The organism is Paenibacillus taihuensis (genome assembly GCF_003386535.1).
In the GTDB taxonomy this organism is placed as follows: Bacteria; Bacillota; Bacilli; order Paenibacillales; family Paenibacillaceae; genus Paenibacillus_Z; species Paenibacillus_Z taihuensis.
Map to the genome: position 1 here is coordinate 76,818 of NZ_QTTN01000007.1, position 21,630 is coordinate 98,447.

General features: G+C 51.4%; 19 protein-coding genes. 2 read left to right on the top strand and 17 right to left on the bottom strand.

Translation table 11 applies throughout. The annotated features are described in order from the left end of the window. Positions 1-4 precede the first annotated feature (4 nt). Together A8990_RS07990 and A8990_RS07995 are read right to left on the bottom strand one after the other, a co-directional pair. The gene (locus tag A8990_RS07990) at positions 5-835 is read right to left on the bottom strand and encodes a sugar phosphate isomerase/epimerase family protein (RefSeq protein WP_245995897.1); all 831 of its coding nucleotides are present in this window, start codon (positions 833-835) and stop codon (positions 5-7) included. Next, complete coding sequence (locus A8990_RS07995) at positions 835-1,908, bottom strand: Gfo/Idh/MocA family protein (RefSeq protein WP_116188492.1); 1,074 nt, start codon at positions 1,906-1,908, stop codon at positions 835-837. The genes A8990_RS07990 and A8990_RS07995 overlap by 1 nt, the downstream gene beginning before the upstream one ends. Positions 1,909-2,073: 165 nt before the next feature. Between A8990_RS07995 and A8990_RS08000 the strand changes: the two genes are divergently transcribed. After that, positions 2,074-2,412 (top strand): YrdB family protein, encoded by a 339-nt coding sequence (locus tag A8990_RS08000; protein WP_116188493.1) that lies wholly within the window; start codon positions 2,074-2,076, stop codon positions 2,410-2,412. Between the two features lie 121 nt (positions 2,413-2,533). Here A8990_RS08000 and A8990_RS08005 read toward each other — a convergent pair whose 3' ends face one another. The 15 genes from A8990_RS08005 to A8990_RS08075 all read right to left on the bottom strand — a co-directional run bounded on the left by A8990_RS08005 (position 2,534) and on the right by A8990_RS08075 (position 20,769). After that, positions 2,534-3,130, bottom strand: a complete 597-nt coding sequence (locus A8990_RS08005) for a YdeI/OmpD-associated family protein (RefSeq protein ID WP_116188494.1) — start codon at positions 3,128-3,130, stop codon at positions 2,534-2,536. A 33-nt stretch (positions 3,131-3,163) separates the two neighbouring features. Further along, complete coding sequence (locus A8990_RS08010) at positions 3,164-5,419, bottom strand: ATP-binding cassette domain-containing protein (RefSeq protein WP_116188495.1); 2,256 nt, start codon at positions 5,417-5,419, stop codon at positions 3,164-3,166. Positions 5,420-5,446: 27 nt separating this feature from the next. Beyond that, positions 5,447-5,845 (bottom strand): SRPBCC family protein, encoded by a 399-nt coding sequence (locus A8990_RS08015; RefSeq protein ID WP_116188496.1) that lies wholly within the window; start codon positions 5,843-5,845, stop codon positions 5,447-5,449. After that, positions 5,842-6,174, bottom strand: a complete 333-nt coding sequence (locus A8990_RS08020) for an ArsR/SmtB family transcription factor (RefSeq protein ID WP_116188497.1) — start codon at positions 6,172-6,174, stop codon at positions 5,842-5,844. The genes A8990_RS08015 and A8990_RS08020 overlap by 4 nt, the downstream gene beginning before the upstream one ends. A 161-nt stretch (positions 6,175-6,335) precedes the next feature. Further along, positions 6,336-7,244, bottom strand: coding sequence for a phosphotransferase family protein (locus A8990_RS08025; protein WP_116188498.1), 909 nt, complete (start codon positions 7,242-7,244; stop codon positions 6,336-6,338). Positions 7,245-7,274: 30 nt separating this feature from the next. After that, the gene (locus A8990_RS08030; protein WP_116188499.1) at positions 7,275-8,228 is read right to left on the bottom strand and encodes a hypothetical protein; all 954 of its coding nucleotides are present in this window, start codon (positions 8,226-8,228) and stop codon (positions 7,275-7,277) included. Between the two features lie 82 nt (positions 8,229-8,310). Then, positions 8,311-9,945, bottom strand: coding sequence for a sulfatase family protein (locus A8990_RS08035; RefSeq protein WP_116188500.1), 1,635 nt, complete (start codon positions 9,943-9,945; stop codon positions 8,311-8,313). 19 nt (positions 9,946-9,964) lie between these two features. Then, complete coding sequence (locus A8990_RS08040; RefSeq protein WP_116188501.1) at positions 9,965-11,245, bottom strand: ankyrin repeat domain-containing protein; 1,281 nt, start codon at positions 11,243-11,245, stop codon at positions 9,965-9,967. A gap of 117 nt (positions 11,246-11,362) precedes the next feature. Beyond that, a complete protein-coding gene (locus tag A8990_RS08045; RefSeq protein ID WP_116188612.1) occupies positions 11,363-12,340 on the bottom strand; it encodes a hypothetical protein in 978 nt (325 codons plus the stop codon). Positions 12,341-12,483: 143 nt separating this feature from the next. Further along, entirely contained in the window at positions 12,484-13,830 is a 1,347-nt protein-coding gene (locus tag A8990_RS08050) for a glycoside hydrolase family 30 protein (protein ID WP_116188502.1), read from the bottom strand. Between the two features lie 47 nt (positions 13,831-13,877). Beyond that, positions 13,878-15,224 carry a glycoside-pentoside-hexuronide (GPH):cation symporter gene (locus A8990_RS08055; protein WP_116188503.1) on the bottom strand — a complete coding sequence of 449 codons (1,347 nt, stop codon included), beginning with the start codon at positions 15,222-15,224 and terminating at the stop codon, positions 13,878-13,880. Between the two features lie 24 nt (positions 15,225-15,248). Beyond that, entirely contained in the window at positions 15,249-16,592 is a 1,344-nt protein-coding gene (locus A8990_RS08060) for a glycoside-pentoside-hexuronide (GPH):cation symporter (protein ID WP_116188504.1), read from the bottom strand. A gap of 37 nt (positions 16,593-16,629) precedes the next feature. Further along, entirely contained in the window at positions 16,630-18,000 is a 1,371-nt protein-coding gene (locus A8990_RS08065) for an aldehyde dehydrogenase (protein WP_116188505.1), read from the bottom strand. A 28-nt stretch (positions 18,001-18,028) separates the two neighbouring features. Continuing rightward, positions 18,029-19,255, bottom strand: a complete 1,227-nt coding sequence (locus A8990_RS08070) for a class II aldolase/adducin family protein (protein WP_116188506.1) — start codon at positions 19,253-19,255, stop codon at positions 18,029-18,031. A 35-nt stretch (positions 19,256-19,290) separates the two neighbouring features. Beyond that, positions 19,291-20,769: an aspartate aminotransferase family protein gene (locus A8990_RS08075; RefSeq protein WP_116188507.1), complete on the bottom strand. Its 1,479-nt coding sequence runs from the start codon at positions 20,767-20,769 to the stop codon at positions 19,291-19,293. A 205-nt stretch (positions 20,770-20,974) separates the two neighbouring features. On the opposite strand from A8990_RS08075, the gene A8990_RS08080 reads away from it, so the two are divergent. Then, on the top strand, positions 20,975-21,628 hold the full coding sequence (locus tag A8990_RS08080; RefSeq protein WP_116188508.1) for a TetR/AcrR family transcriptional regulator: 654 nt from the start codon (positions 20,975-20,977) through the stop codon (positions 21,626-21,628). The last annotated feature ends 2 nt before the right edge of the window (positions 21,629-21,630 follow it).

The window sequence follows — 21,630 nt, forward strand, 5'->3', positions numbered from 1 at the left end:
ATCTTCATGGAAATTGTGCTCTTATGTAAGCTATGCTTTCAGCGACCTGATCTTCGCTCAAACCATGCAGGATTAATGGTCCTGTAAAATGCACTGCCGTAAGCAGCTGTAAATAATGATTATAATCGATGATGCCTTGTCCTGCAGCAACAAACTCCGCTTCCCCGTCCATGATGATATCCTTGGCATGGGCAATGACGATATGTTCGCCTAATAAGTCGAATCCCTCGCTCAATATATCATTCATCGAACGGTTACTCTCCGGATTATACAAATTCGCTGCATCCATTACAATCTTGACGGATGGCGAGCTTAGCTCCTTGAGCAGTACCTTCGCTCGCTTCGCATCATATACGATATTGGCTAGCTCAGGCTCGACCCCGAGAAGGAGGTTATACTCCTCGGCAATTTCCACTGCAGCACACATCGTATGAAGCATATCAGACCATGCCTCTTGGCTTCCATTATCGGGATGCCTCCGCCACATGTTGTCGCGATCCCTGCTTCCTGTGCAGAGCGTAATGACAGAAGTTCCAAGTGTGCTGCATGCTTGCGCTATTACGCGAAGACGCTCGATTCCTTCTCTCCGTTTGTTCGCGTCAGGATGTGCCATGTTGAACGTACCGGATATGGCCGACATCTCGATGTTGTTCCGCTCGCAGGCTCCTCTTATTGATCTCGCAAGCCGGGGGTCAATCTCTTCTGGCATGGATGACAATCCCGCGCAGGACATATTGAATTGCGTCTTCCGCAGATCATGCTCACGGATCGCCTGCAGCACCTCTTCAACTGATTTTCGGCTGAATGTTTTCGCGAATATCCCGAGCTCCATCATTAGACGGCACCGGTAACTTCGGACAGTTTAACCTTGCCGCCGCCGAGTGCTGCAGATCTGGCGAGCGCAACCATCGCTCTCATATTCTGAATACCATCATGGATCGATGCGCCGATCTGTGGCATACCGCCCAGGATTGTATTCGCAAAGCCTTCAAGCTGAAGTCTGTAGAAATGCGCATCTGCTCCGATCGGTCTGCGATAGACGCCATCTCGGGCCGAGAACACTTCCACGTCGCTCGCCTTGAACAGCCAAGGATTGTACGTTTTCGCGGTGACACTTCCATGCTCGCCATACACTTCGAAGCCTTCGTGCCAATCCATACGCACCGCAACGGTGAGATCCAGCTGACCAACGGTGCCGTTCGCATATTCGATTGTGCACAACCAGTTATGCGCGCCGAATTTCTCCGTATGCCATGCATGCACGCTCTCGATCTCGCCGCCTAACCATCTCGCCGTATCCACAAGATGACTGCCATGCGTCATCATATAATAGCGCTGCTTGTCCAGCTTCGGATTGCCTTCTGGTCTCTTCGCTGCATCACTCGTAATCATAACAGGCATCACATTATCCGTCACCGTATATCGGTAAGTTGAATCACAATACCATGCTTTCAGCGCCAGCATCTCGCCCATCTCTTCATCAATAAACTGCTTCGCATAAGCGATGCCAGGATCGAATCGCTTCATATTGCCGACCTGAAATGTCAGATTCGAGCGCCGGACCATCTCTTCGAGTTCCTCGCATTCCTCTATCGTTACGCCTAACGGCTTCTCGACAAGCACATGTTTTCCGGCGAGCACAGCTTTCTTCGCCATCGGAACATGGAATTGATCCGCAATCCCAATAATAACTGCTTCTATCTCAGGATCGGCGAGCATCTCATCGTAATTCGTATATGTTCGCTTCGGGATAAATTTACTGTTCATCTTCTCTACCAAATCTTCAGCAACGTCGCAGATGGCAACGAGCTCCACATGGTTCGCTCTCACGCAAGCTTCCAAATGAGCAGCTTGTGAGATAACGCCGCAGCCAAGCACACCGACCTTTAACTTGGTGGCATGTATCATCTATGTATTTCACCTCTGTCTCCTATCGATGATTCTACAATAGCATCACACGTAGCAAAAACCAATTCGTACCGGCAAAACAGCCAACTATTTACAGTATCGACTTGCGATGCTATACTCCGAAATGCTGACCAGTGCATAAATCAGGAGGAGCTGAATGCCCATATGATCATCATTAAAAATATCAATTTATTGCTTCGATTTCTATTGGAATTATTCGCTTTGGGGTCACTCGCTTACTGGGGATGGCACACAGGGAATCGAACGATTTGGAGAATCGTACTAAGCGTTGGAGCCCCGCTTCTCGCGGCAGTCGTCTGGGGCATGTTCGTCGCGCCAAAAGCTTCGATCGTTGTGCCGACTTGGCTTCAACTGCTCCTGGAAATTGTCGTGATGGGCTCAGCTGCTGTAGCACTCTATGCAGCAGGACGGGTAACGCTCAGTACCGTTTTCTTGTTGATTTATATTGTAAACCGCATCCTCATTTATGTGTGGGATCAGTGAATGTAAGTCGCCTCCATTCCTCCGAGCGAACAAAACCGTCGCTCCCCCGCTGGTACCTAGCCTCGAGAGAGAAAAAAAGGGCCGTCCCTCAGTCATTTATGACTTTCGGAACAGCCCCCTCTTATTTATCGTCGATCCCTTTCCCGCTCAAGATATGCTCCATATACTTCTCGACCCTTGCCGTCCTCGTCTTGGACTGTTTCGGCTGCGAGAAATGCAGCAGATAACCTCTTTGCCGCCCTGGCGTCAGCGATTCAAACGCCGTCTTGAGCGCCGGATTCTCATCGAGCTTCTCTTGAAACTCCTCCGCGACTGGAAATTCGGTCGCTTTCTTAAGAACAACCTCTTGCCCGGACTTCTCAATCGCAATCGCTTCGTAGATATATGCTCTGATGGTGAGCTCCATATCGAGAATTTCCTGCAAGCTCGTGAACCGCAGCTGGCGCGCAGCCTGCACATTCTCCGTCTGCTGAATGAGAATGCCATGAGGATCTTTCAACAAGACGCCTTTGTGGAAGAGAATCGCACAATATTCCTTGAAGCCGTGGATGAGCAAAACATTCTTATCTTCCAGCGTATAGCAAGGATGCATCCACTTGAAATCCTCCGTAAGCCCGCTCTCCAGAACGATTTCTCTGAGCTTCTCGAATTCTGCCTTCCAGCTGGAAGCCATGCTAATAAACTTATCTACTGTCGGATTTTTGATTGGATCTGCCATCCAGCAGCACTCCTCTCTACTCTCTATATTAAGTTACTTCAAATATCTGCCCGTGATCGACTTCTCTTCATGTACGATCGCGGTAGGAACCCCTTCGAATACGACTTGACCGCCCTTGCTTCCTCCGTCCGGGCCCATATCGATAATCCAATCCGCTTGGCTGATCACCTCGAGATTGTGTTCGATGACGATCACCGTATTCCCGGTATCGACGAGGCGATTCATAATTTCCAGCAGGTGCCCGATATCTGACATATGCAGTCCGGTCGTTGGCTCATCCATGACATAGATGCTGCCCTTCTTGTGCAGCTCGCTTGCGAGCTTGATACGTTGGCATTCCCCGCCGGATAGCGTGCTGAGCGGCTGACCGAGCGTGATATAGTTCAGACCGACATCGCTGAGCGCTTGAAGCTTGCGAACAACTTCCTTCAATTCGAAAAATTCGAGCGCCTGCTCCACCGTCATCTCGAGCACATCTGCTATGGACTTGCCGTTCAGCTTGTACTCGAGCACCACTTCCTTGAACCGTCTGCCTCCGCACGCTTCGCATGGCAGCTCGACGCTGTCCAAGAAGGACAAGTCGATCGAGATTACGCCTTGGCCTCCGCAGTTCTCGCAAGCACCTTTGGAGTTGAAGCTGAACAACCCTTGATTCACTTTATTCGCCGTTGCAAAAGCTTTCCTTACATCGTCCATAATGCCCGTATAAGTAGCGGGGTTCGAACGCGTCGATACACCTACCGCGGATTGATCGATGACGATGGCGTCCGGATGGCTGCTGAGGAACACATCGTTGATGAGCGTGCTTTTGCCTGAGCCAGCTACTCCTGTAACGACCGTCAATACGCCAGTCGGAATATCGACACTGACGTTCTGCAGATTATGCAGCTTGGCATTCTTAACGGACAGCTTGCCGGATGGCTGTCTGCTCTCCTGCTTCAGCTCGAGCGGACGCTTCATATGATTGCCTGTCAGCGTGCCTGACTCCAGCAAGCCTGGGAAGCTGCCTTCGAACACAACGTTGCCGCCGCGGCTTCCCGCGTAAGGGCCGACATCGACGATATGGTCCGCCACTTTGATAACGTCCGGATCATGCTCGACAACGATGACCGTATTTCCTTTGTCGCGCAGCTTCTGCAGCAATTCATTCAAGCGATGGACATCGCGAGGATGCAGTCCAACACTAGGTTCGTCGAAAATATAAGTGACATCCACCAAGCTGCCGCTCAGATGCTTCACCATCTTGACGCGCTGCGACTCGCCGCCGGACAGCGTATCCGTCTCGCGGTCGAGCGTTAAGTAGTCGAGACCGATGTCGACGAGGTGCTGCAGACGGTCCGTCAATGATTTGATAACCGGCGCTGCGACCGGATCGTCAATCTCGCGCGCAACACGGATAAGCTGGCCAACTTCCATTGCGGACAAATCGGCAATGTTGTATCCGTTCAATTTGCAGCTGAGCGTTGCTTCACTCAGTCTTGCGCCGCGGCAGCTGGAGCATGTACCTTCGATGATATATGGAGCAACCGCTTTTTGTGTACGCTCCGACATCGTCTTCACGTCGCGCTTGATGTATTTATTCGTAAACTTCTCGATGCAGCCTTCAACGGTAATGTTCATGGATTTTCCAGCGAACTGGACTTCCACTTTTCTTGCTTTGCCGTGAAGCAGCAGCTCTAGTTCTTCGTCTGTATAATCAATCAGCTTCTTATCCGGATCGAACGAGCCAGATTCAATTTGCATCGACAAATCGAAGCTGCCCGCCTTGTAATCAGGGAACAAAATGGCTCCTTCATTCAATGACTTGGACATATCAATTGCCTTATCCATATCAACGACAAGACTGCGGCCGAGACCATTACAATCCGGGCACATCCCTTGCGGATCGTTGAATGAGAACATGTTCGCTTGACCGACATAAGGCTTTCCCGCACGGGAGAACAGCAATCGAAGAATGGGAGAAATATCCGTAATCGTCCCCATCGTGGAATGGGAGCCGCCGCCCAGACGCTTCTGATCTACAATAACTGCCATGCTCAAGTTCTCGATGGCGTCTGCATCCGGCTGCGGAACGCGAGGCAGAAAATTGCGCACGAACATGCTGAAGTTCTCATTCAGCAAGCGCGTCGATTCTGCAGCAATCGTATCGAACACAATCGATGACTTGCCCGAACCGGAAACGCCGGTAAAGATCGTGATTTTCCGCTTCGGGATTCGTAAGGTTACGTCCTTGAGATTGTTCTCTCTCGCGCCTGTAATTACGATATACTCCTGGTTCAATTCGGTCATGTTAACATCCTTCCCACATAAAATTCATTACTCGGACAACAGCATCTCCAACTGACCGCCCATACTCGTCCAGCCATATTTTGCGCCGCCAAGCGCTTGCGGATTGGAAATTCCGGATTGCTCGAGATGCAGATTCACTTTGCCCTCTCCCAGATCCTGCAGCGTCCATACGACTGTGTGCTTCTCGTTTCCAGTGCCCCATGTATAAGACAGCTTGTTAGGCTCGTCGACGATTAGAACTTCACCTTCTACGATGCCGTCCCAATACTCAGTCGGCTTCTGGCGGAACGTAAACTTATATCCGACCTCCGGCTTGAAGTTGTTCTCCATCACCCATTTGGCAAGCTTATCGGGATCCGTAATTGCGTTCCAAAGCTTCTCGATCGTTGTCGTATATTGAAAATCCAGATTTAACGTTAAACTCATTCTTCTTCCTCCTCCACTAGCAGTTCGTTTAAACGCAGCATATTGGTACTCCAAAACCTGCTGTAGAAAGCGACCCAGTCTTGAATTTGTTGAAGTGGTGCGGCGTTTAGCCTGTATCTCGTCTCCCTGCCGACCTTTCGATCAACGACGAGTCCGGCTTCTTTCAATATGTTCAAATGCTTGGATACCGCGGTGCGGCCCATGTCAAACTTGACGGTCAACTCATGAAGCGGCGTCTCCTCCGTCTCGGACAACAGTTGAATGAGCCTTCGCCTCGTTGGATCTGCAATCGCGTCAAATACATCACGTGACTGATTGTTATCGCTCACAACACCCTCTCCTACGGTCTCATTCGACTGCCTAATCAGACACCATTTGGTGACGTTTTTATTATATGCCACCGTTTGGTGTCATGTCAAACCCAATTTAATAGGCCCGGAAAAAAAAGAAAAAGCCCGCTTCCGCAGGCTTCCTCCATCAACCGATTCTATTAGCTCGAGATTATCTGGTCGCATCTGGCTAATGCCCATTCGAGCACCACCGTGTCTGCGTCTCCCGCCGCAGCGCTTTGGTAGATCACATCAAGCCCGATACGAAGCTGGTAGCAGCGCAGTGCTTCTGCCCGCCCCCGTTCCGTAATCTCGGGATGACGCTCCTCGATATAACTTGCCTGCGCTTCCATACATTCGAGCCACGTCCGCCAGAAGAAGATGTTCGCCACGTCGTAGAGTGGATCGCCGAGCATCGCTTCGCTCCAATCGATCACTCCGGTAATGATGCCGCCATCCGTTAGCACATTATTCGAACCGAAGTCACCATGCACGAGTCGGCGAACGTCAGGGCAGCGCGGCGCGAAAGCTTCAATCACTTCAAAATAAGAAGAGAGCCGCTCGTTGACGAGGTTCGGATGCAGTATCAGTGGCTCCCAATCATAGCAGCGTGGATCCGATATGCTCACGATATAATCCCGCCAGCTCAGGAAGCGGCCGATCCCATTTTCGTCAAAAGAACCATATCCGCTCGTTTCGGCAGCACTCGTGCTCCCCATCGCTTCCATGACTTTCATCACAGACGGTGCGATTGCCGTCAGCTCAGAAGATTGCACATCTTGCAGCGTAATGCCAGGTGCCCGCCGAGAGATGCAGTAAGAAAACTCATCATCCAGGTCACCGATTCGGATGATTTCCGGTATCGGCAGTTCCGATGAAGTGAAATGGCGATAACAATAATTATCCTTAAGAAATCCCTTCGCCGAACGATTGACCCGTATTATGCATCCCACATCGTCGATGCGCACTGCAAATGCTTGTGAATCCTCCCCTTCTGAAACACGCTCAAATGCAGAGAATTCTGCTCCCATATCTCGTGCAACCACATCCATAACTATCTGCGGCTTCATTCGGACACACCTTTCTCGTACGCAGAAATCTCACTCCTGTGACGGTAATGCCACTTGTTTCAAAACTTGCTCCAATATTGTTGTCCGTTCCAAAAGCGCTTTAAATTGCCCATTAAAAGAAGTTAGCGCGATGAATTCCCCAGGCGAATCCAATATCGTTTGGAACTGAGAATTGTCTATCTTCAGCTCCTTGGCTTTGTTCGATTGAATGGTATTGATGTGGAGGTCATCTTCCACGATTTCCTCAAGGAGGATGCCGTCAATCCATTCTCCATGCTCAAAGCTCCGTTTCGAGTCGTTTAAGCTGATCCATTCTGACTTCGCTTCAGGGGCAATTTCTTCTATACTGTCCAACTGGACCTGTTTCAGAAAATGACGGAGAACGAATACGTATGGCTCGCCATTACCGAGTTCTCCGCGGTTGGACGTGACCAGCGGCCCTGGACCGTAATCTCTAACAAGCGCACAGTAAGCTTCCGAGAATGCGACTTCAAACCATGGATATCGCTTGGAGAGCGCCCAGCGGATGGCGGCAGGTTTGGCCCAGCCAACGAATCGTTTGCGTGTTCCTTGGTTCGATTCAACGAACACGATCGCTTTAATGTTCTTCTGGTGCGCAAACATGATCGCCATGATGTACAGACGCGAAGTGAGCCATTCGTTGCCATTCCCTAAGTTAATAACGGTGTAATCCGCGCTGCCGTCCGCTAACAATTGCGCTCGAATATCGAACACTTCGCTCGTATAATGCTCGCGCTCCATGAATTGAATCAAGTCTAACTGGCTCATAGATATGCTCGGGGTAAACGACTTCGATTCGGATAGCTCGACGGATACGCCTGCAAAATCGACTTTTTTCACACGTTTCAACAACACTTCCAGCAACTCTGGCATATGCCTGCGAAAAATCAAGAGAAAGATGCAAATCACGACCGGCCACATAATGGCTGAGACGAGTGTATCGATATCCAGGCTAACGGCCATCTGAACACCTGCTCTCCGTAAGAGTCGTTCACAAGTGCTTGCGAAATCTCTTACGAATATATGCAGGGATTGCATATCGATATTAATTGCAATGTATGGTCACATGCGATTCTTCGCTCTCACCGTAGCCGATACGTATCGCTCTGGCCCTTACGGTTACGGTTGATGTCCGGTTACCGAGAACAACCGGCGAGGTGTATAAGCGCCAACGGGGATACTCGTCATCATCCAATGTATAAGCGATTGAAGCACCTTGCGTTCCGCAGCATAACAGGAGCACCACAGGTGCTTTGAACTCATACCGTTGCCCCGCCGCTACATCCTCCGTACCAGGCGCGCCATCTGCGATAGGCACAAATTGAACCGGAGCTGTCACCGGCTGAATCCCGTTTGGCCACATCAGATTTGCCATCTGCGCTTCCGGTATCTCCCCCATATCGCCCACTCGCGTTCTCCACTGATCCAGCTCTTCGCTCATACGATCAAGCACTTCGCGATAATTCGAATCGCCAGCAAGGTTATGTACCTCATGCGGATCGCTCAAGCAATCGTACAGTTCCTCAGGCGGACGACCGCCTTCGATCAATCGCTTCTGGAGCGGATTCAGCTCGCCAAGCGCGTACAGGCGCCACATCTCCTGCATGATTCCGTGATTATGCCCGTACGGAACCCAGTCAAAATAACATTTCTCCGGGTAACAGTTGCGAATGTACTTATACCGACCATCTCGTACAGCCCGCACCATATCGTAGATTTCATCATGACGGTCCCTTGCAGCGAAGACATAAGTTCGTTCAGGCAGATTCAAAGTAGGTGCAGCGAGAAAAGCTTGTCCCTGCATATGTTTCGGCACAGGGACTCCGGCTAACCGCAGCACGGTCGGTCCGAGATCGATCATGCTGACCAGCTGATCGGTTGTCGTTCCCGGTTCCAGTCGTCCCGGCCAGCGAACGATAAGCGGGACATGGATGCCGGAATCGTACAGCCATCTTTTGTGCCGCGGAAGTCCTTCGCCGTGATCGCTCCAGATGAACACAACGGTATTATCCGCTAGACCATCATCTTCCAGCTGTTGAAGCAGGCCACCAACTCGATTGTCGTTAAGCTCCAGGTTGTCATAGTGGAGCGCGAGTGCTTCGCGGCTCTTCTGCGTATCAGGCAAATATGGCGGCACCAACACATCGTCAGGATTCGTTGTCAGCGATTCATATGGACGCCACATTCCGCTTTCGTGCGTGGCCATGAGGTTAAACACAGCGAAGAACGGCTGCGTATGATCCGAACGGTGTCTCCAATGCGCCGTATTTCCATTTTCGTCCCATGCGGTGATCGGAGCTTTGAATTGATAGTCGGTCTTCTCATTATTCGTACAATAATAGCCGCTTGCTCGCAAGTATTCGGTGAACGTCTTCACATATGGCGGAGGAACGACTTCATATGGCGTTGGCGTATGCTCGGTATGCTCCGGTTCCGAAGTCCGATGATGATGCGCTCCGATAGAAGTCGCATACATGCCCGTGATAATAGCATTTCGGCTCGGCGAGCATACCGCTGCAGTTGAATAAGCGTTGGTGTAAAGAGTGCCCTCGCTCGCTAGTCGATCGATATTCGGCGTCCGCGCAACATTGTCCCCATAACACCCGAACCTCAGGCTCGTGTCTTCAAGGGAGATCCATACTATATTCGGCCTATCCGATTGAGTAGAAGGTTTTGACATGGCGCCGTCTCCTAGAAACTTAGTTTTGACCTCTCTCCGATTGGTAGCGGGAGATCACCGCATTCACACCTTCACTCCCATTCAACTGACCAGGAATCTGTGCGCCGGCTTGCAGGAGCAACTCGGCTGCTGCTGCGTAATCTCCTTCGGGATCGCGAAAATGCACAGAGCCCCACATGCAAGTGCCTAATGCTGCGCCGCCATGTCCGTGCTTCAGCTCCGTAGATGCCCCATGCGCCAGGAGAAGCCGCACGAGCTCGGCGTTTCCGTGCACCGCGGCGCTGTGGAGCGCCGTGAAATCCGCAGGACTGCGTCTGACATCTGCTCCGATCCCGGCTTCCAGCAGCAATCGAACAGCTGCCGCATTATGGTTCCAAGCTGCATCTGCGATCGTGCTTTGCTCGTCGACGGACAGCGACTCGACCATCTTCGGGTCCTGCGCAAGCAGAGCTTGTACGCCGGCTTGATCTCCGGTCAAGCAAGCATACAGAAGCCTTTGCGATGCAGGGCGATTAGCCAAAATCACCGCAGCAATCTCCTCATTCTTGCAGCGCGCAGCAAGAAGCAGCGGCGTCATATTGGCACCAAGCTTGTACAAGTAGATATGCCCGCCATTGGAATCGCCTGACGTGAAGCGCCCTTCACCAACCCGTGCATCCAGACAGCCGGGCTCCTCATCCACCAACCTGCGCACCAATTCCACATTTCCGAGCTGTATCGCCATATAGATATCCGCAGCCGCGCCCTGCTCCACGAGATAGCTGCATTTTGCGCAGTCATGAATCGCCCACTGTGCAGGTGCGCTGTAATGGTCGATGTCACGCATGTCGATGTCGGCGCCATTCTCGAGTAAGTAATCGATGATCGCTGGATCTTGCGCAAAATGCAGCGGAACTTGTCCATCCGGACCGCGCTCATTGACCGCTGCCGGGTTCTTCTCTACCATCTCTCGCAAAGCCGCCATCATGCCAAGCGCAGCGGCTGCATGAATATCCACAGGCGCACCTCGTTCGATCAAGTAAAGAGACAGCTCATGATGGTCATGATGCAGCACGCCGAACCCGCCAGCCCACCAGGAACTTTTTGCACTCAGATCAGCCCCGTTCTCAAGGAGTAAATCTACCATCTCTTGGCTTCCGCTTGCTGCAGCGGTGACAATTGCAGGCGAATCAAACGAAAACCACGGCTCATTGATCCGCTCCACTAGGAACGGAAACTCACATAAACACTGGCTTGCTGCGGGTGTATCCTGACTAGTAACTGCTTGTTTGAATCGCTCTATCGCGTGCTGCTCGTCCATTGTCTCTACCTCCGAATCGTTATCTATCTCCTACTAGTTTATCTGCTTATTCCTGCCAAATCTACGCCGATTTCATAACAAAAGGCTGCCGTAATCTAATTACAGCAGCCTCCGATTCTACCGGCTTAGTTCTTGCACAAGCTCTTTGAATTTCGCGTATGCGGGCTTCGGCGTGTAGTCATCCCGCATAATCCCGAAATGATGGAACAGGTCCTCTTGATTGCTATCCGCATCACGCAGACCAAACAAAGCATAGTGAGATATATTCAGCTGATCCCGAAGCTCATAGACCTTTCGAATAAGCGCCTCGAGAATCATCGTTTGCCGCTCTTCCGTCCGCACCAGCTGCGTGAACGGATTCCTTCCCGTCGGCCACCCGTTCTCCGTGACTCGAATGGCAACATTCCGCGGAATGCCGGCCTTCATCATGTCCTCTTCCCTAAGCTTCGTCAGCGTTCGCTCCACTGCTTCGGAAATTTCTTCAATCTCGAGGGGCTCTTCATCAAACACATCAATATAGAAGTTATGTCCGACGAAATCCAAGCAGTTGATAAAGGTATCGCCGCCTTGCTCCCCGAGGCTGTCCCAGAAGTTGGGAACCGCAACTGGCCCATCCGGCACCGATCCGAAGCCGATAGGGAGTTGCAATTGCAGCTTGTTTGCTTCCTCTTTGGCGGCAAGCACTCCGCGTATCAATGCCTGCTGCGTATACGGTCTCGCACCTTCCATGAAGCTTAAGTTCGGCTCATTCGTAATCTGAAGCGAACGCATCGACGTTCCGTAACGCTCAATCACTTTCCGTACAAAATCAAGCCATTCTTCCATATGGAAGCCGGACTCCTGCATGCTGCCAATAACCAAATCGCCCATCAGCCCGTGCCCCTGAAGCGCGTCTCCTCTTGCGAAATTTCCCTTCTCCGAAGCTGGCCCCGCGTATACAAAATAATTTCGAGGAACGAGCTGCTCCTGCTCACCGCGAAGATCATCTACCGCCTGCCGCACTTTCGCATAAACATCCTCCGGTCCTGTAGCCAGCCCAGTCGGTGTTCCCGCAGCGCTCAGCGGATAGATGCCGAACGTTAACCCAGTTCTCATCGACAATTGCCTTCACTCCTTTAATCGATCACCATCATACTAGTATGACGCTCATCTCATGAAATATAAGTGAAGTTACCCATCTTATGGGAAAAAGAAACAAGCTGATATCGGCACGATGCCGACATCAGCTCGCCATATCCTTATACTTCGCTCGTCTCCGCGATGATTGTTGTCACACTCTCCGGAGCAAATGTCCACTCGTTAAGCGGCAACCCGCTGTGTCTACCTGCAAAGCTATGCTCTTCAGAGGTGAACACTACCCCCATGTGCTTGCAGTAGCCAAACTCGAGGCTGGAAGTGATCGCTTCTTTGCTATTATTGATCACAACCAGAGTCGCAACATGACCGCCTTGATCTGCATAAGCGACCACTTTAAGCTCTGGATGTGTGGACTCTACCTCAACTCGAATGTACCCTGGACGAATGAATTTGCTGAACTGTCCAAACACCCACAGCCGCTTTGTCTCTTGGAACTTGCCCTCTGCTTCATCAATATAGACAAGCCCATCGCGGAAATCATAACGAGATACGGCGATCCAATACTGCCATGAGGTGACTTGACCGATCGTCAGATCCTCATGGATCAAATTCGCCATCACAAGTGCAGACGACATCCCGAAGTCCTTGCCGCCTTCCATCTCCGTCCATTCGGACATCCAGATTGGCAGCTCCGGCTGTTCTTTCTGAATCAAATTTGCGAACTCTTCTTTGAAAACAATGTTGGAGACATGCGGGACGTAGGAGTGCACAGCGATATTATCTATATATTTCATGAGTTCCTTATCTTCAGCGAGCTTGTAGTAGTACATTCTCGCGCTTGACCATTCCCCTGCCTCCAGTGCAGAAATACGAACCGGAAGTCCTTGATCCTCAATACGGCGTGCGAGTGCGCGATATACCGACACGCATTCCTCCGGCTGATAGTGGCAGCCCTCTTGGCCATTATGCGAAGCGTTCCACAGCCACATGGGTTCATTGATCGGAGCAATCCAATCAACCGGCAGTCCTTCGACATCGATGAGATGCTTAACGACATCAACTAAATATGTTGCGAACGCATCCTCCATGCCTTCTTTGAAATTGGATCTTCCTTCTTGATGACCGCTCGTCAGACCGGACTGCGTCATTCTCGGCGTCGGACTGTTCGCGAACGCGACGATTCGCTCTGCGCCGCTGGCTACCGCTTGCTTCATCACCGCGACCGCCTGTGCATCGCGGCTCCAATCGTACTCCCCCTCGGACACTTCGTAAGTCTCCGCGCGGCGCCATGGATCCTCAATCTCTTGACCGTCGCCGCCGCCGATGTTATGTCGATAGATCGTTAGGCCGATTCCGGATTGCGGATGAAACAACAGCTCGAGCAGCCGCGTTACTTCATTCGGCTGCCAGCTGCCGGTATGCTGCGCCCACCAAGCACCGGACGCGCCGAAACCCTCCATCCGTTGCTTCTTATTCGCCAGCTTGATTTCAATTCGATTCTCGCTCATACGTTCACCTTGTCCTTTGTAGTAGTATTTTCGCTGGGACGGGACGGTCACTTCTTGATCGTGTCCAATTCCAGTAGAATCCGATTGTAGAACGTGTCATTAAGCTTATAGAACACCGTAAATACAAGAAGCGATATTGCGACGAGAATCATAGGGATACACGTCATCAGGAAGACAATGCCGTCAAGCGTATGCTGCGATTGCACAATGTTAGGTACGAATCCGATCACGGCGAGCGTTGTTCCGACAATAAAATCCTTGGACGCTTCGCTGAAGCTGCCGACGACACCAGTAATCGACACGATCGTGGAGTTGTTGCGTTCCCCCGTCTTCCATGCGCCATAATCGATGATGTCCGCGGTAAATATAGGTACAATCGCCGACGTAATGCCAAGCGCCAGATAGAGCATAATGCCGCCGATGTAGACAATGTAGAAATGCGTATCGACGATACCTCTCGAGAGGAACAGAAGAAGGTAACCGGCAATAAGGATTGCGCACGCTAGGATAAAGGCCGACTTCTTCGTAAGCGCTCTCATCAATTTCGGAAATATAATCATCATGACGACCTGCGACAATCCGACCGTAATGCCGAACGTAGCGTACATCCCTTCATTGCCCATGTTGTACTTGAAGAAATAGAGCGCGCTTCCTGTCGTAATGAACGTGCCGACGTGCAGCAGGAAGCTGACAATCTGAATGACTAGCAGCTGATCATTCTTCGCTACGGCCTTCAACATCTCTTTAAGCTTTATTTTCTCCGCCGCCTCTACGCTTGTCCGCTCTTTATATTTCTTGATGAAGAGCAGATTGCTGACCATGAAGAGTGCCGCGAAGATGAGCGCGAGACGGAAATAGCCTTCTGCTTGAGTAGCCGCGATGACAGCAAGGAGCGGCAGCACTGCCCCCACCGTGGTGAAATCTCCGAGCACCGCGCCGATTCCCGGAATGACCGAGAGCTTCTGCCGCTCCTCGACATTCCGTGTCAGCGTCGGGAACACCGATCCCATAGCAGTACCGAATATGGTGCCGAACAGACCTCCAAGGACAAAAACGATCGCAACGTAGAACAGCAGCTTCGTGCCAGTGAAGCCTGTATTCGTGAAGATGGCGATATTAAGCGGAGGAATGAGCAGCGTACCGACGAGCAGCCAAGGTTTGATTTTGCCCCAGCGGGTCTCGGTTCGGTCAATGACAACCCCCATCACCGGCGAGAAGCACATATTCAGAATCTTGGAGAAGAAGAACAGCGACCCAATGAAAGCAACAGGCACAAGCGAGACATCGCTTAGAAAAATCATAATGTATGAGGACACGAAACCACTGAGCAGTCCGTTGCCATAGGCATTGATGCCATAGAGCCATTTGAAGCTTAAACTCGGTTTATCGTCCATCTGAGATGTTCACTCCGTTCCATCTTATGCTTGTCTCTGTTTGAGTTCCGACAGCACGCTCAAATACTTGGTTTCCGATAGATCGTAACGGCTGAGCGGCAGCAATGCGAGCAGCGCCAGTGCGCCGGGAATGAACGTAAACGACAAATGAATCCCGTTCAGCGTAGATACATTCTGCGCGACATTCGGTACATAGCCGATAATGGACAATGCAAATGCGCCAACGGAACCGCCAATTGCTGAAGCAACCTTTGTTTTGAAAATATTGGTCGAGAAGACCATCCCTTCTTGCCTTACGCCCGTCTTCCATTCTCCGTATTCAACCGTGTCCGCGAGCATCGACATGCGAACAATATCACCCGCTCCATCCATGAACCCGCCTGCGACGTTCCAAACGAGCAACCATTCCAACGAATGGTAGCCAGAGAAATAGAGACCGATTGAAGCAGCGCTCGTTAATGCAGCCGTATACATTGCAACTCGTCTCTTGCCTAACTTCCGGGCGAGCCAAGGCGTACAGATGGCACCTGCCACGGAGACGATCGCATAAAGTCCCATGAAGACGGGGATCATCGATTCTGCATCATAGTTGTATTTGAGGTAGTACAACGTGAAAACGGATTTAATGGAGAAAATGGTTTCGCCGATGAGCATCGAGATAATTAACATCATTAATGGTTTGTTCGTCTGGAACAGCTTCCACACATGCCGGAGCTTAACTGGCTTGCGCTCTGACTGCTGATGCTTCTCTTTCACATTGAAGAACGTGATCAGGGTAAGCACGATACTTGCCGCTGCGAAGACGATCGCGACCATACGCCAACCTACTCGGTCATCCCCTCCGCCGAAAGCATCAACAAGCGGCAGAGTGATCACATTCACGCCAATAATGCCAATGACTGCGAGCGTTCGCGGAATCATCACGACGCTGCTGCGTTCCTGCGGGTCCTGGGTCAGCGAAGCGCTCATCGACCAGTACGGAATATCCATCGCCGCAAACGCAATCCCCCAGAGGATGTACGTACTGTACGCCCAGGCCAGCCTGCCGCCGGAGCTGAGCTCCGGCGACCAGAAGCATAGAATAACGATCGTCCCCATAACGAACGGGCCGAATAACAAGTATGGCCGGAATCGCCCCCATCTTGTTCGCGTGTTATCGACGATGTGCCCCATGATCGGATCATTGATGGCATCCCACATGCGTGCGATGAGGAATAACGTGCCGATGGCGGCTATTGAAATGCCGAAGTAGTCGGTATAGAAGACGACCAGGTACGTGCTCATTAGTCCGTAAATGATGTTGTTGCCCAAGCTGCCCATACCATAAGCGAACTTTTCTCTGAGCGTTAATTTATCCAGGTTCGCCATATTGTTGGTCCTCTCTGCTTTTCTATGCAGTAAACAATTACTTGAACAGTTGCCGGATGATCTGGAGCGCGCCTTTTACTTTGCCATACCGCAGAGGAAGGTCAAATTGGGTCGTTTGGGTGAGGACACTCTTCTGGTGGGTGAAGCAGTGATAGGAATGTACGCCGTGGTACGCGCCGGATCCGCTGCCGCCAACACCGCCAAACGGCAAATTCGGATTCATGAACTGGTAGAGCGTGTCGTTGACGCTTCCTGTTCCGAAGGAAAGCTCACGGATAACTCTCTTCTTCACATGGTCGTTCTCGGTGAACAAGTACAAGGCAAGCGGCTTCTCTTGCTGCTGTATGACCCTAAACGCCTCTTCCAAAGAGTCGTATGGAAGAATCGGGGCGATAGGTCCGAAGATTTCTTCCTTCATGACCGCGTGTTCCCAGGATACATCGGTTAGAATTGTCGGAGCTAACATACGCCTCTGCCGATCCGCCTCGCCCCCGTGGTAAACAGTCGGTCCTTCCAGCAAGCTGTTCAAACGGTCGAGATGCCGCTCGTTAATGATGCACGTGAAGTCTGGGTTCTCTATTGGATTCGCCGTGTATAGTCGGATCATCTCGTCTCGCAGTTGCTCGCGAAATCGCTGTTCAATCGAGCGATGGACATAGATATAATCAGGCGCGATGCACGTTTGCCCGGCATTGAGCAGCTTTCCCCACGCGATTCTGCGGGCGGCAAGCGGAATGTTCGCGCTCTCGTCGACGATGGTCGGATTCTTCCCGCCGAGCTCTAGCGTAACCGGTGTGAGATGCTGACTTGCGGCAGACATAATGATCTTGCCGATCGAACCGCTGCCCGTATAGAAAATATGATCGTATCGTTCCTTCAGCAGCGCCGTCGTCTCTTCCACTCCGCCTTCTATGCAAGCGATATAGTCGGAAGGGAATGCACCTGCGAGCAGCTTGCAGATTAGAGCCGATGAATGAACGGCAAGCTCCGATGGCTTCACAATCGCGGTGTTGCCTCCGGCAATCGCACCAATGAGCGGCGTTATCGTAAGCAGGAACGGATAGTTCCAAGGTGCAATAATGAGATTCACGCCGAACGGATCGCGGTAGATCCGGCTGCTGCTGCCGAAATGCGTCAGCGGCGAGCTTACCCGCTTCGGCCGCATCCATTTCCGAAGATGCTTGAGCGTATGAGAAATTTCGAACTTGATGTAGCCGACATCCGCGAAGAAGCCCTCCATCTCGCTCTTGTTCAAGTCATCGTGAACCGCTTTTAATATCAACGCTTCGTTGTCTGCAACAAGCCGATATAGCTTCTCCAGCTGCTGCTTGCGGAACTCGTAGGATCTTGTGGCGCCTGTCTGAAAATAAGCCCGTTGTGATGCGACAAGCTCGGAGTAGGATAGCATCTCGCCGCTAACCTCCATTCGGATATAATCATTTGGTATTCTTGGTCGCCTGCTTGGAATAGCTGTTCAAATACATGTAGCGCATCAGAAAACTCTCTAACGGATGGATCGGTTGGATCGATCCGAACAGGGATGCGCCGATTAGCGCTTTGCAGTTCTTCTCCATCACCATCGCCACCGCGGTCGCATCGCTTCTCGTGCTTCCGCAGCAAAGCGCGCCTTTCTGATGGAGCAGCACTGCAGAGGCACGCTTGAGCGCTGACCTGATCGCCGTCTTAGCATGTATCGGTACAGTCTTCGCAGAAGTACCGACCAGCTGAGCAAAGTCGTCCAGAAGCGGACGAACCGTTATGTCCGCATGCGACACAGCCGTGACGCTCGGCGTGTCAGAATGAACGATATAGTTAATGTCATTAAAAATATGATAAATGTCATTAAGTAACCTTGCTTCCTCTCTGATAGAAGCATTCAGCAGGTGCAGCTCTTCGCTTTTCACTTCCGTCACGACGCCATTACTTAACTTGAGCGTAAACCCTGATGACGTACGCTCGCTTTCAAAGTAGAAGCCAGAGTCGTAGTTGTTTTTGAGGTTGCATGATTCAGACTTCTGCGCTCTGCCAGATAATCGCGAGATCGCATATTGATTCAGCAGAACAGGGTCAACGCTGCTCCGTCCGCTTAGCTTCAAGTACTGTTTCGCGACATATTCCGCGCATGCAGCCTCCAGATCGGAAGCAGCTTGGAACGCCACTTCATTATTCGCTCCGAAGCAAAGTGCGCCATGCTTAGACAGGATCACCGCATGCCCGCTCGTTTGTTTCAACGCCTTCGCCGCCTTGCGAGCCAGCTTCTTCGTTGTCGGTAGAGCATAGTCCGCGCAGATCACTTCGTCACCGAGGAGAGGATACTTCCCGTATACCTTCATTCTCTCCACTCCAGCGGCACTTACAACAGATGCATTCTCCTGATGGGTATGAATGACGAAATTCACATTCGGATCGTGCAGATACACTGCTGCATGCATCGCTTTCTCGGAAGACGGCTTGATGTCGCCGCTATAACTGCAATCCGCTATCGCCACTTCGACGATATCGTCCGCAGTCAGCTGCATATAGTCTCTGCCTTTTGGCGTAATGACGAAATGCGTATCACTGATCCGGCAGCTCACATTTCCCCAGGTGCGGGCGATCAGCTTCGACTCTACGAGCTTTCTGCCCGCCTTTACGACAAGTTCTTTCGCTTCAAGCGTATCCATAGACGAGATCCTCCAGCCTCTAGCTCAGCAAAGGTTTAAACGTTGACGGCAACATGGCGAAATACGCGGTCAAATCTGACGAGTACATCATCGATCATCTCATCTGTATAGGCTGCGCTTGTATAGAGCCTGCTGCCTGCAAGTGTCACAATGCCCTCTGCCATGTATGCCGCACCCATATGCTCCATCTCTTTTTTGCGCTCCGAGGTTGCTTTGAGAACGCCAGGTATTCGCCACGGCTTCGACCAATCGATCGCGTAATGCAGCGTGCCGACCGTTTCCAAGTGGCAGATCGAGCCTTGGTTGAACGCGACAAAAGGCAGCTTATGCTTCGCGATAAGCGCTTTCAATCCTGCCGTGAGGACATCCCCAATCTTGCCCGCTCGCTGCACTGCATTCGTACGATCCAATTCTTCCAGCATATAATAGCCGGCGACGCAGCTCAGCGGATTGGCCGCCATCGTACCGCCGACGAGCGCCTTCTTATGCTTCTCACCTGACTGCAAGCCAGCCGACAGGTATTTCATATACGCTCTCTTGCCGCCGAGACCGCCTGCTCCCGGATAGCCGCCGGCAATGACTTTGCCAAACACGGTCAGGTCCGGTGAAACGCCGAAGTAGCCTTGTGCTCCTGCCATTCCGATTCGAAACGCAGTAACGACCTCGTCGAAAATAAGCAGCGCGCCATACTTGCGGCACAGCGCTTCGACGCCTTTATTAAACTCTTTATCAAGCGGTCTTGTTCCGCTCTCGGGACCGACCGGTTCGATTAGAACCGCAGCCGTTCCGCCGCGCAGCTGATTGAAGCGCAGCTTCCGTTCCAGATCGATCAGATCGCCCGGGAAGAATTCCTGCGTATATTTGAACATGTGACGCGGAACACCATGCGCTTGCGTCCACTTGGAGCCGGGAATCCGGATGCCATACGCAAGCTGGTCGCTCCAGCCGTGATAAGCGCCGCCCATCTTGAGGACATATTTCTTCTTCGTCGCAAGACGCGCCACACGAATTGCAGCCATGCACGCTTCAGTTCCTGAGCCGAGCATCCGGAACATCTCGACCGTTTCAACATGATCTGCGATCTTCTTCGCTAGTTTATATTCGTATTCATGGAATAGACCCGTTGAAGGTCCGCAATCATTCAGCAAATCGATGACTTTGCTTCTAACCGCGGGAGGATTGCTTCCGAGCACGGTCGGACCGCCTGCCTGCAGAAAATCATAGTACTGATTGCCGTCGATATCATAGAGATAAGCGCCCTCCGCCTTCGTGAACACGAGAGGGAACGGATGGTTGAAGGCAAGATTATGCTGCACGCCGCCCGGAATAACATCTACTGCTTCCCCAATCATCGCCTTCGACTTGGCGCACTTCTTCTCATAGTACTCCTGCTCGTACGATCTCAACGCTTCCGGCTTGATTGTATGGATCGGCTGCTTTATCAATTCATCCAGCTGAGCAATGATTGAAGCTGTATCTGGGTACTCTGAAATTGCATAGTTGTCTCTATCCATGGTAGCCCTCCACCCTTGTCATTGGAACCGGTTTCAGCATATTGTATAAGTGTGAGTGAACGTTCACTCACGATTTCAGTATAGTTGGCTATGCCGAATTGTCAACTGAAATGTATGCAGGATTGCAATAGCGAACTTGTGTGTTAATATTGTGAGTGAATGTTCACTCACCAACTGCCTTTCACACTGATTCGAGGTGCTTACCATGATTGACGACTACTTCTCCGATTCGTTCAAGAAGATCTCGCAAGAGAAACGGGACAAAATCCTCGGCGCTGCTATCGTCGAGTTCGCCGAACGCGGGTTTGACAGCGCTAATATTAACACGATTGCTCAGAAGGCTGATATTAGCGTCGGCTCGCTCTATAAATATTTTGGCAGCAAGGAAGATCTGTATCTCATGATTATTCGTATCGGCATCGAATCCACCAAGAAAGTGCTCAAAGAGATCATGCAAGGAGATGCCGATTTCCTAGGCCGCATTGAGAAAATCATCCGGACGATTCAGTTCCATTCCAGAGAGAATCTTCATCTGACCAAGCTCTATAATCTGATGGCTGCCGAGAGTAAATCCGAGCTGGCCGGCAGAATTGTGTCCGAGATGGAGAACGTAACTGCCGGGCTCTATGCTTCGTTCATTGGAGATGCACAGGCCTCCGGCAAAATTCGGGCGGATATTAATCCGAAGCTGTTCGCGTTCTTCCTCGACAACCTCTTTATTACGCTGCAGTTCTCCTACTCCAGCGATTACTACAAGGAGCGGCTGCGGACGTTCGCGGGAATCGATATTCACGAGCAGGATGATCTGGTTGCCGAACAGCTGATGAAGTTCATAAAAGGCGCTTTCTACTTGAATTAACC

Coding starts and splice junctions, on each gene's coding strand:
- A8990_RS08030 (WP_116188499.1), bottom strand. CDS start 8,228: ATGGCCGTTAGCCTGGATATCGATACACTCGTCTCAGCCATTATGTGG.
- A8990_RS08035 (WP_116188500.1), bottom strand. CDS start 9,945: ATGTCAAAACCTTCTACTCAATCGGATAGGCCGAATATAGTATGGATC.
- A8990_RS08080 (WP_116188508.1), top strand. CDS start 20,975: ATGATTGACGACTACTTCTCCGATTCGTTCAAGAAGATCTCGCAAGAG.
- A8990_RS08000 (WP_116188493.1), top strand. CDS start 2,074: ATGATCATCATTAAAAATATCAATTTATTGCTTCGATTTCTATTGGAA.
- A8990_RS08005 (WP_116188494.1), bottom strand. CDS start 3,130: ATGGCAGATCCAATCAAAAATCCGACAGTAGATAAGTTTATTAGCATG.
- A8990_RS08040 (WP_116188501.1), bottom strand. CDS start 11,245: ATGGACGAGCAGCACGCGATAGAGCGATTCAAACAAGCAGTTACTAGT.
- A8990_RS08065 (WP_116188505.1), bottom strand. CDS start 18,000: ATGCTATCCTACTCCGAGCTTGTCGCATCACAACGGGCTTATTTTCAG.
- A8990_RS08025 (WP_116188498.1), bottom strand. CDS start 7,244: ATGAAGCCGCAGATAGTTATGGATGTGGTTGCACGAGATATGGGAGCA.
- A8990_RS08070 (WP_116188506.1), bottom strand. CDS start 19,255: ATGGATACGCTTGAAGCGAAAGAACTTGTCGTAAAGGCGGGCAGAAAG.
- A8990_RS08075 (WP_116188507.1), bottom strand. CDS start 20,769: ATGGATAGAGACAACTATGCAATTTCAGAGTACCCAGATACAGCTTCA.
- A8990_RS08060 (WP_116188504.1), bottom strand. CDS start 16,592: ATGGCGAACCTGGATAAATTAACGCTCAGAGAAAAGTTCGCTTATGGT.
- A8990_RS07995 (WP_116188492.1), bottom strand. CDS start 1,908: ATGATACATGCCACCAAGTTAAAGGTCGGTGTGCTTGGCTGCGGCGTT.
- A8990_RS08045 (WP_116188612.1), bottom strand. CDS start 12,340: ATGAGAACTGGGTTAACGTTCGGCATCTATCCGCTGAGCGCTGCGGGA.
- A8990_RS08050 (WP_116188502.1), bottom strand. CDS start 13,830: ATGAGCGAGAATCGAATTGAAATCAAGCTGGCGAATAAGAAGCAACGG.
- A8990_RS07990 (WP_245995897.1), bottom strand. CDS start 835: ATGATGGAGCTCGGGATATTCGCGAAAACATTCAGCCGAAAATCAGTT.
- A8990_RS08055 (WP_116188503.1), bottom strand. CDS start 15,224: ATGGACGATAAACCGAGTTTAAGCTTCAAATGGCTCTATGGCATCAAT.
- A8990_RS08010 (WP_116188495.1), bottom strand. CDS start 5,419: ATGACCGAATTGAACCAGGAGTATATCGTAATTACAGGCGCGAGAGAG.
- A8990_RS08015 (WP_116188496.1), bottom strand. CDS start 5,845: ATGAGTTTAACGTTAAATCTGGATTTTCAATATACGACAACGATCGAG.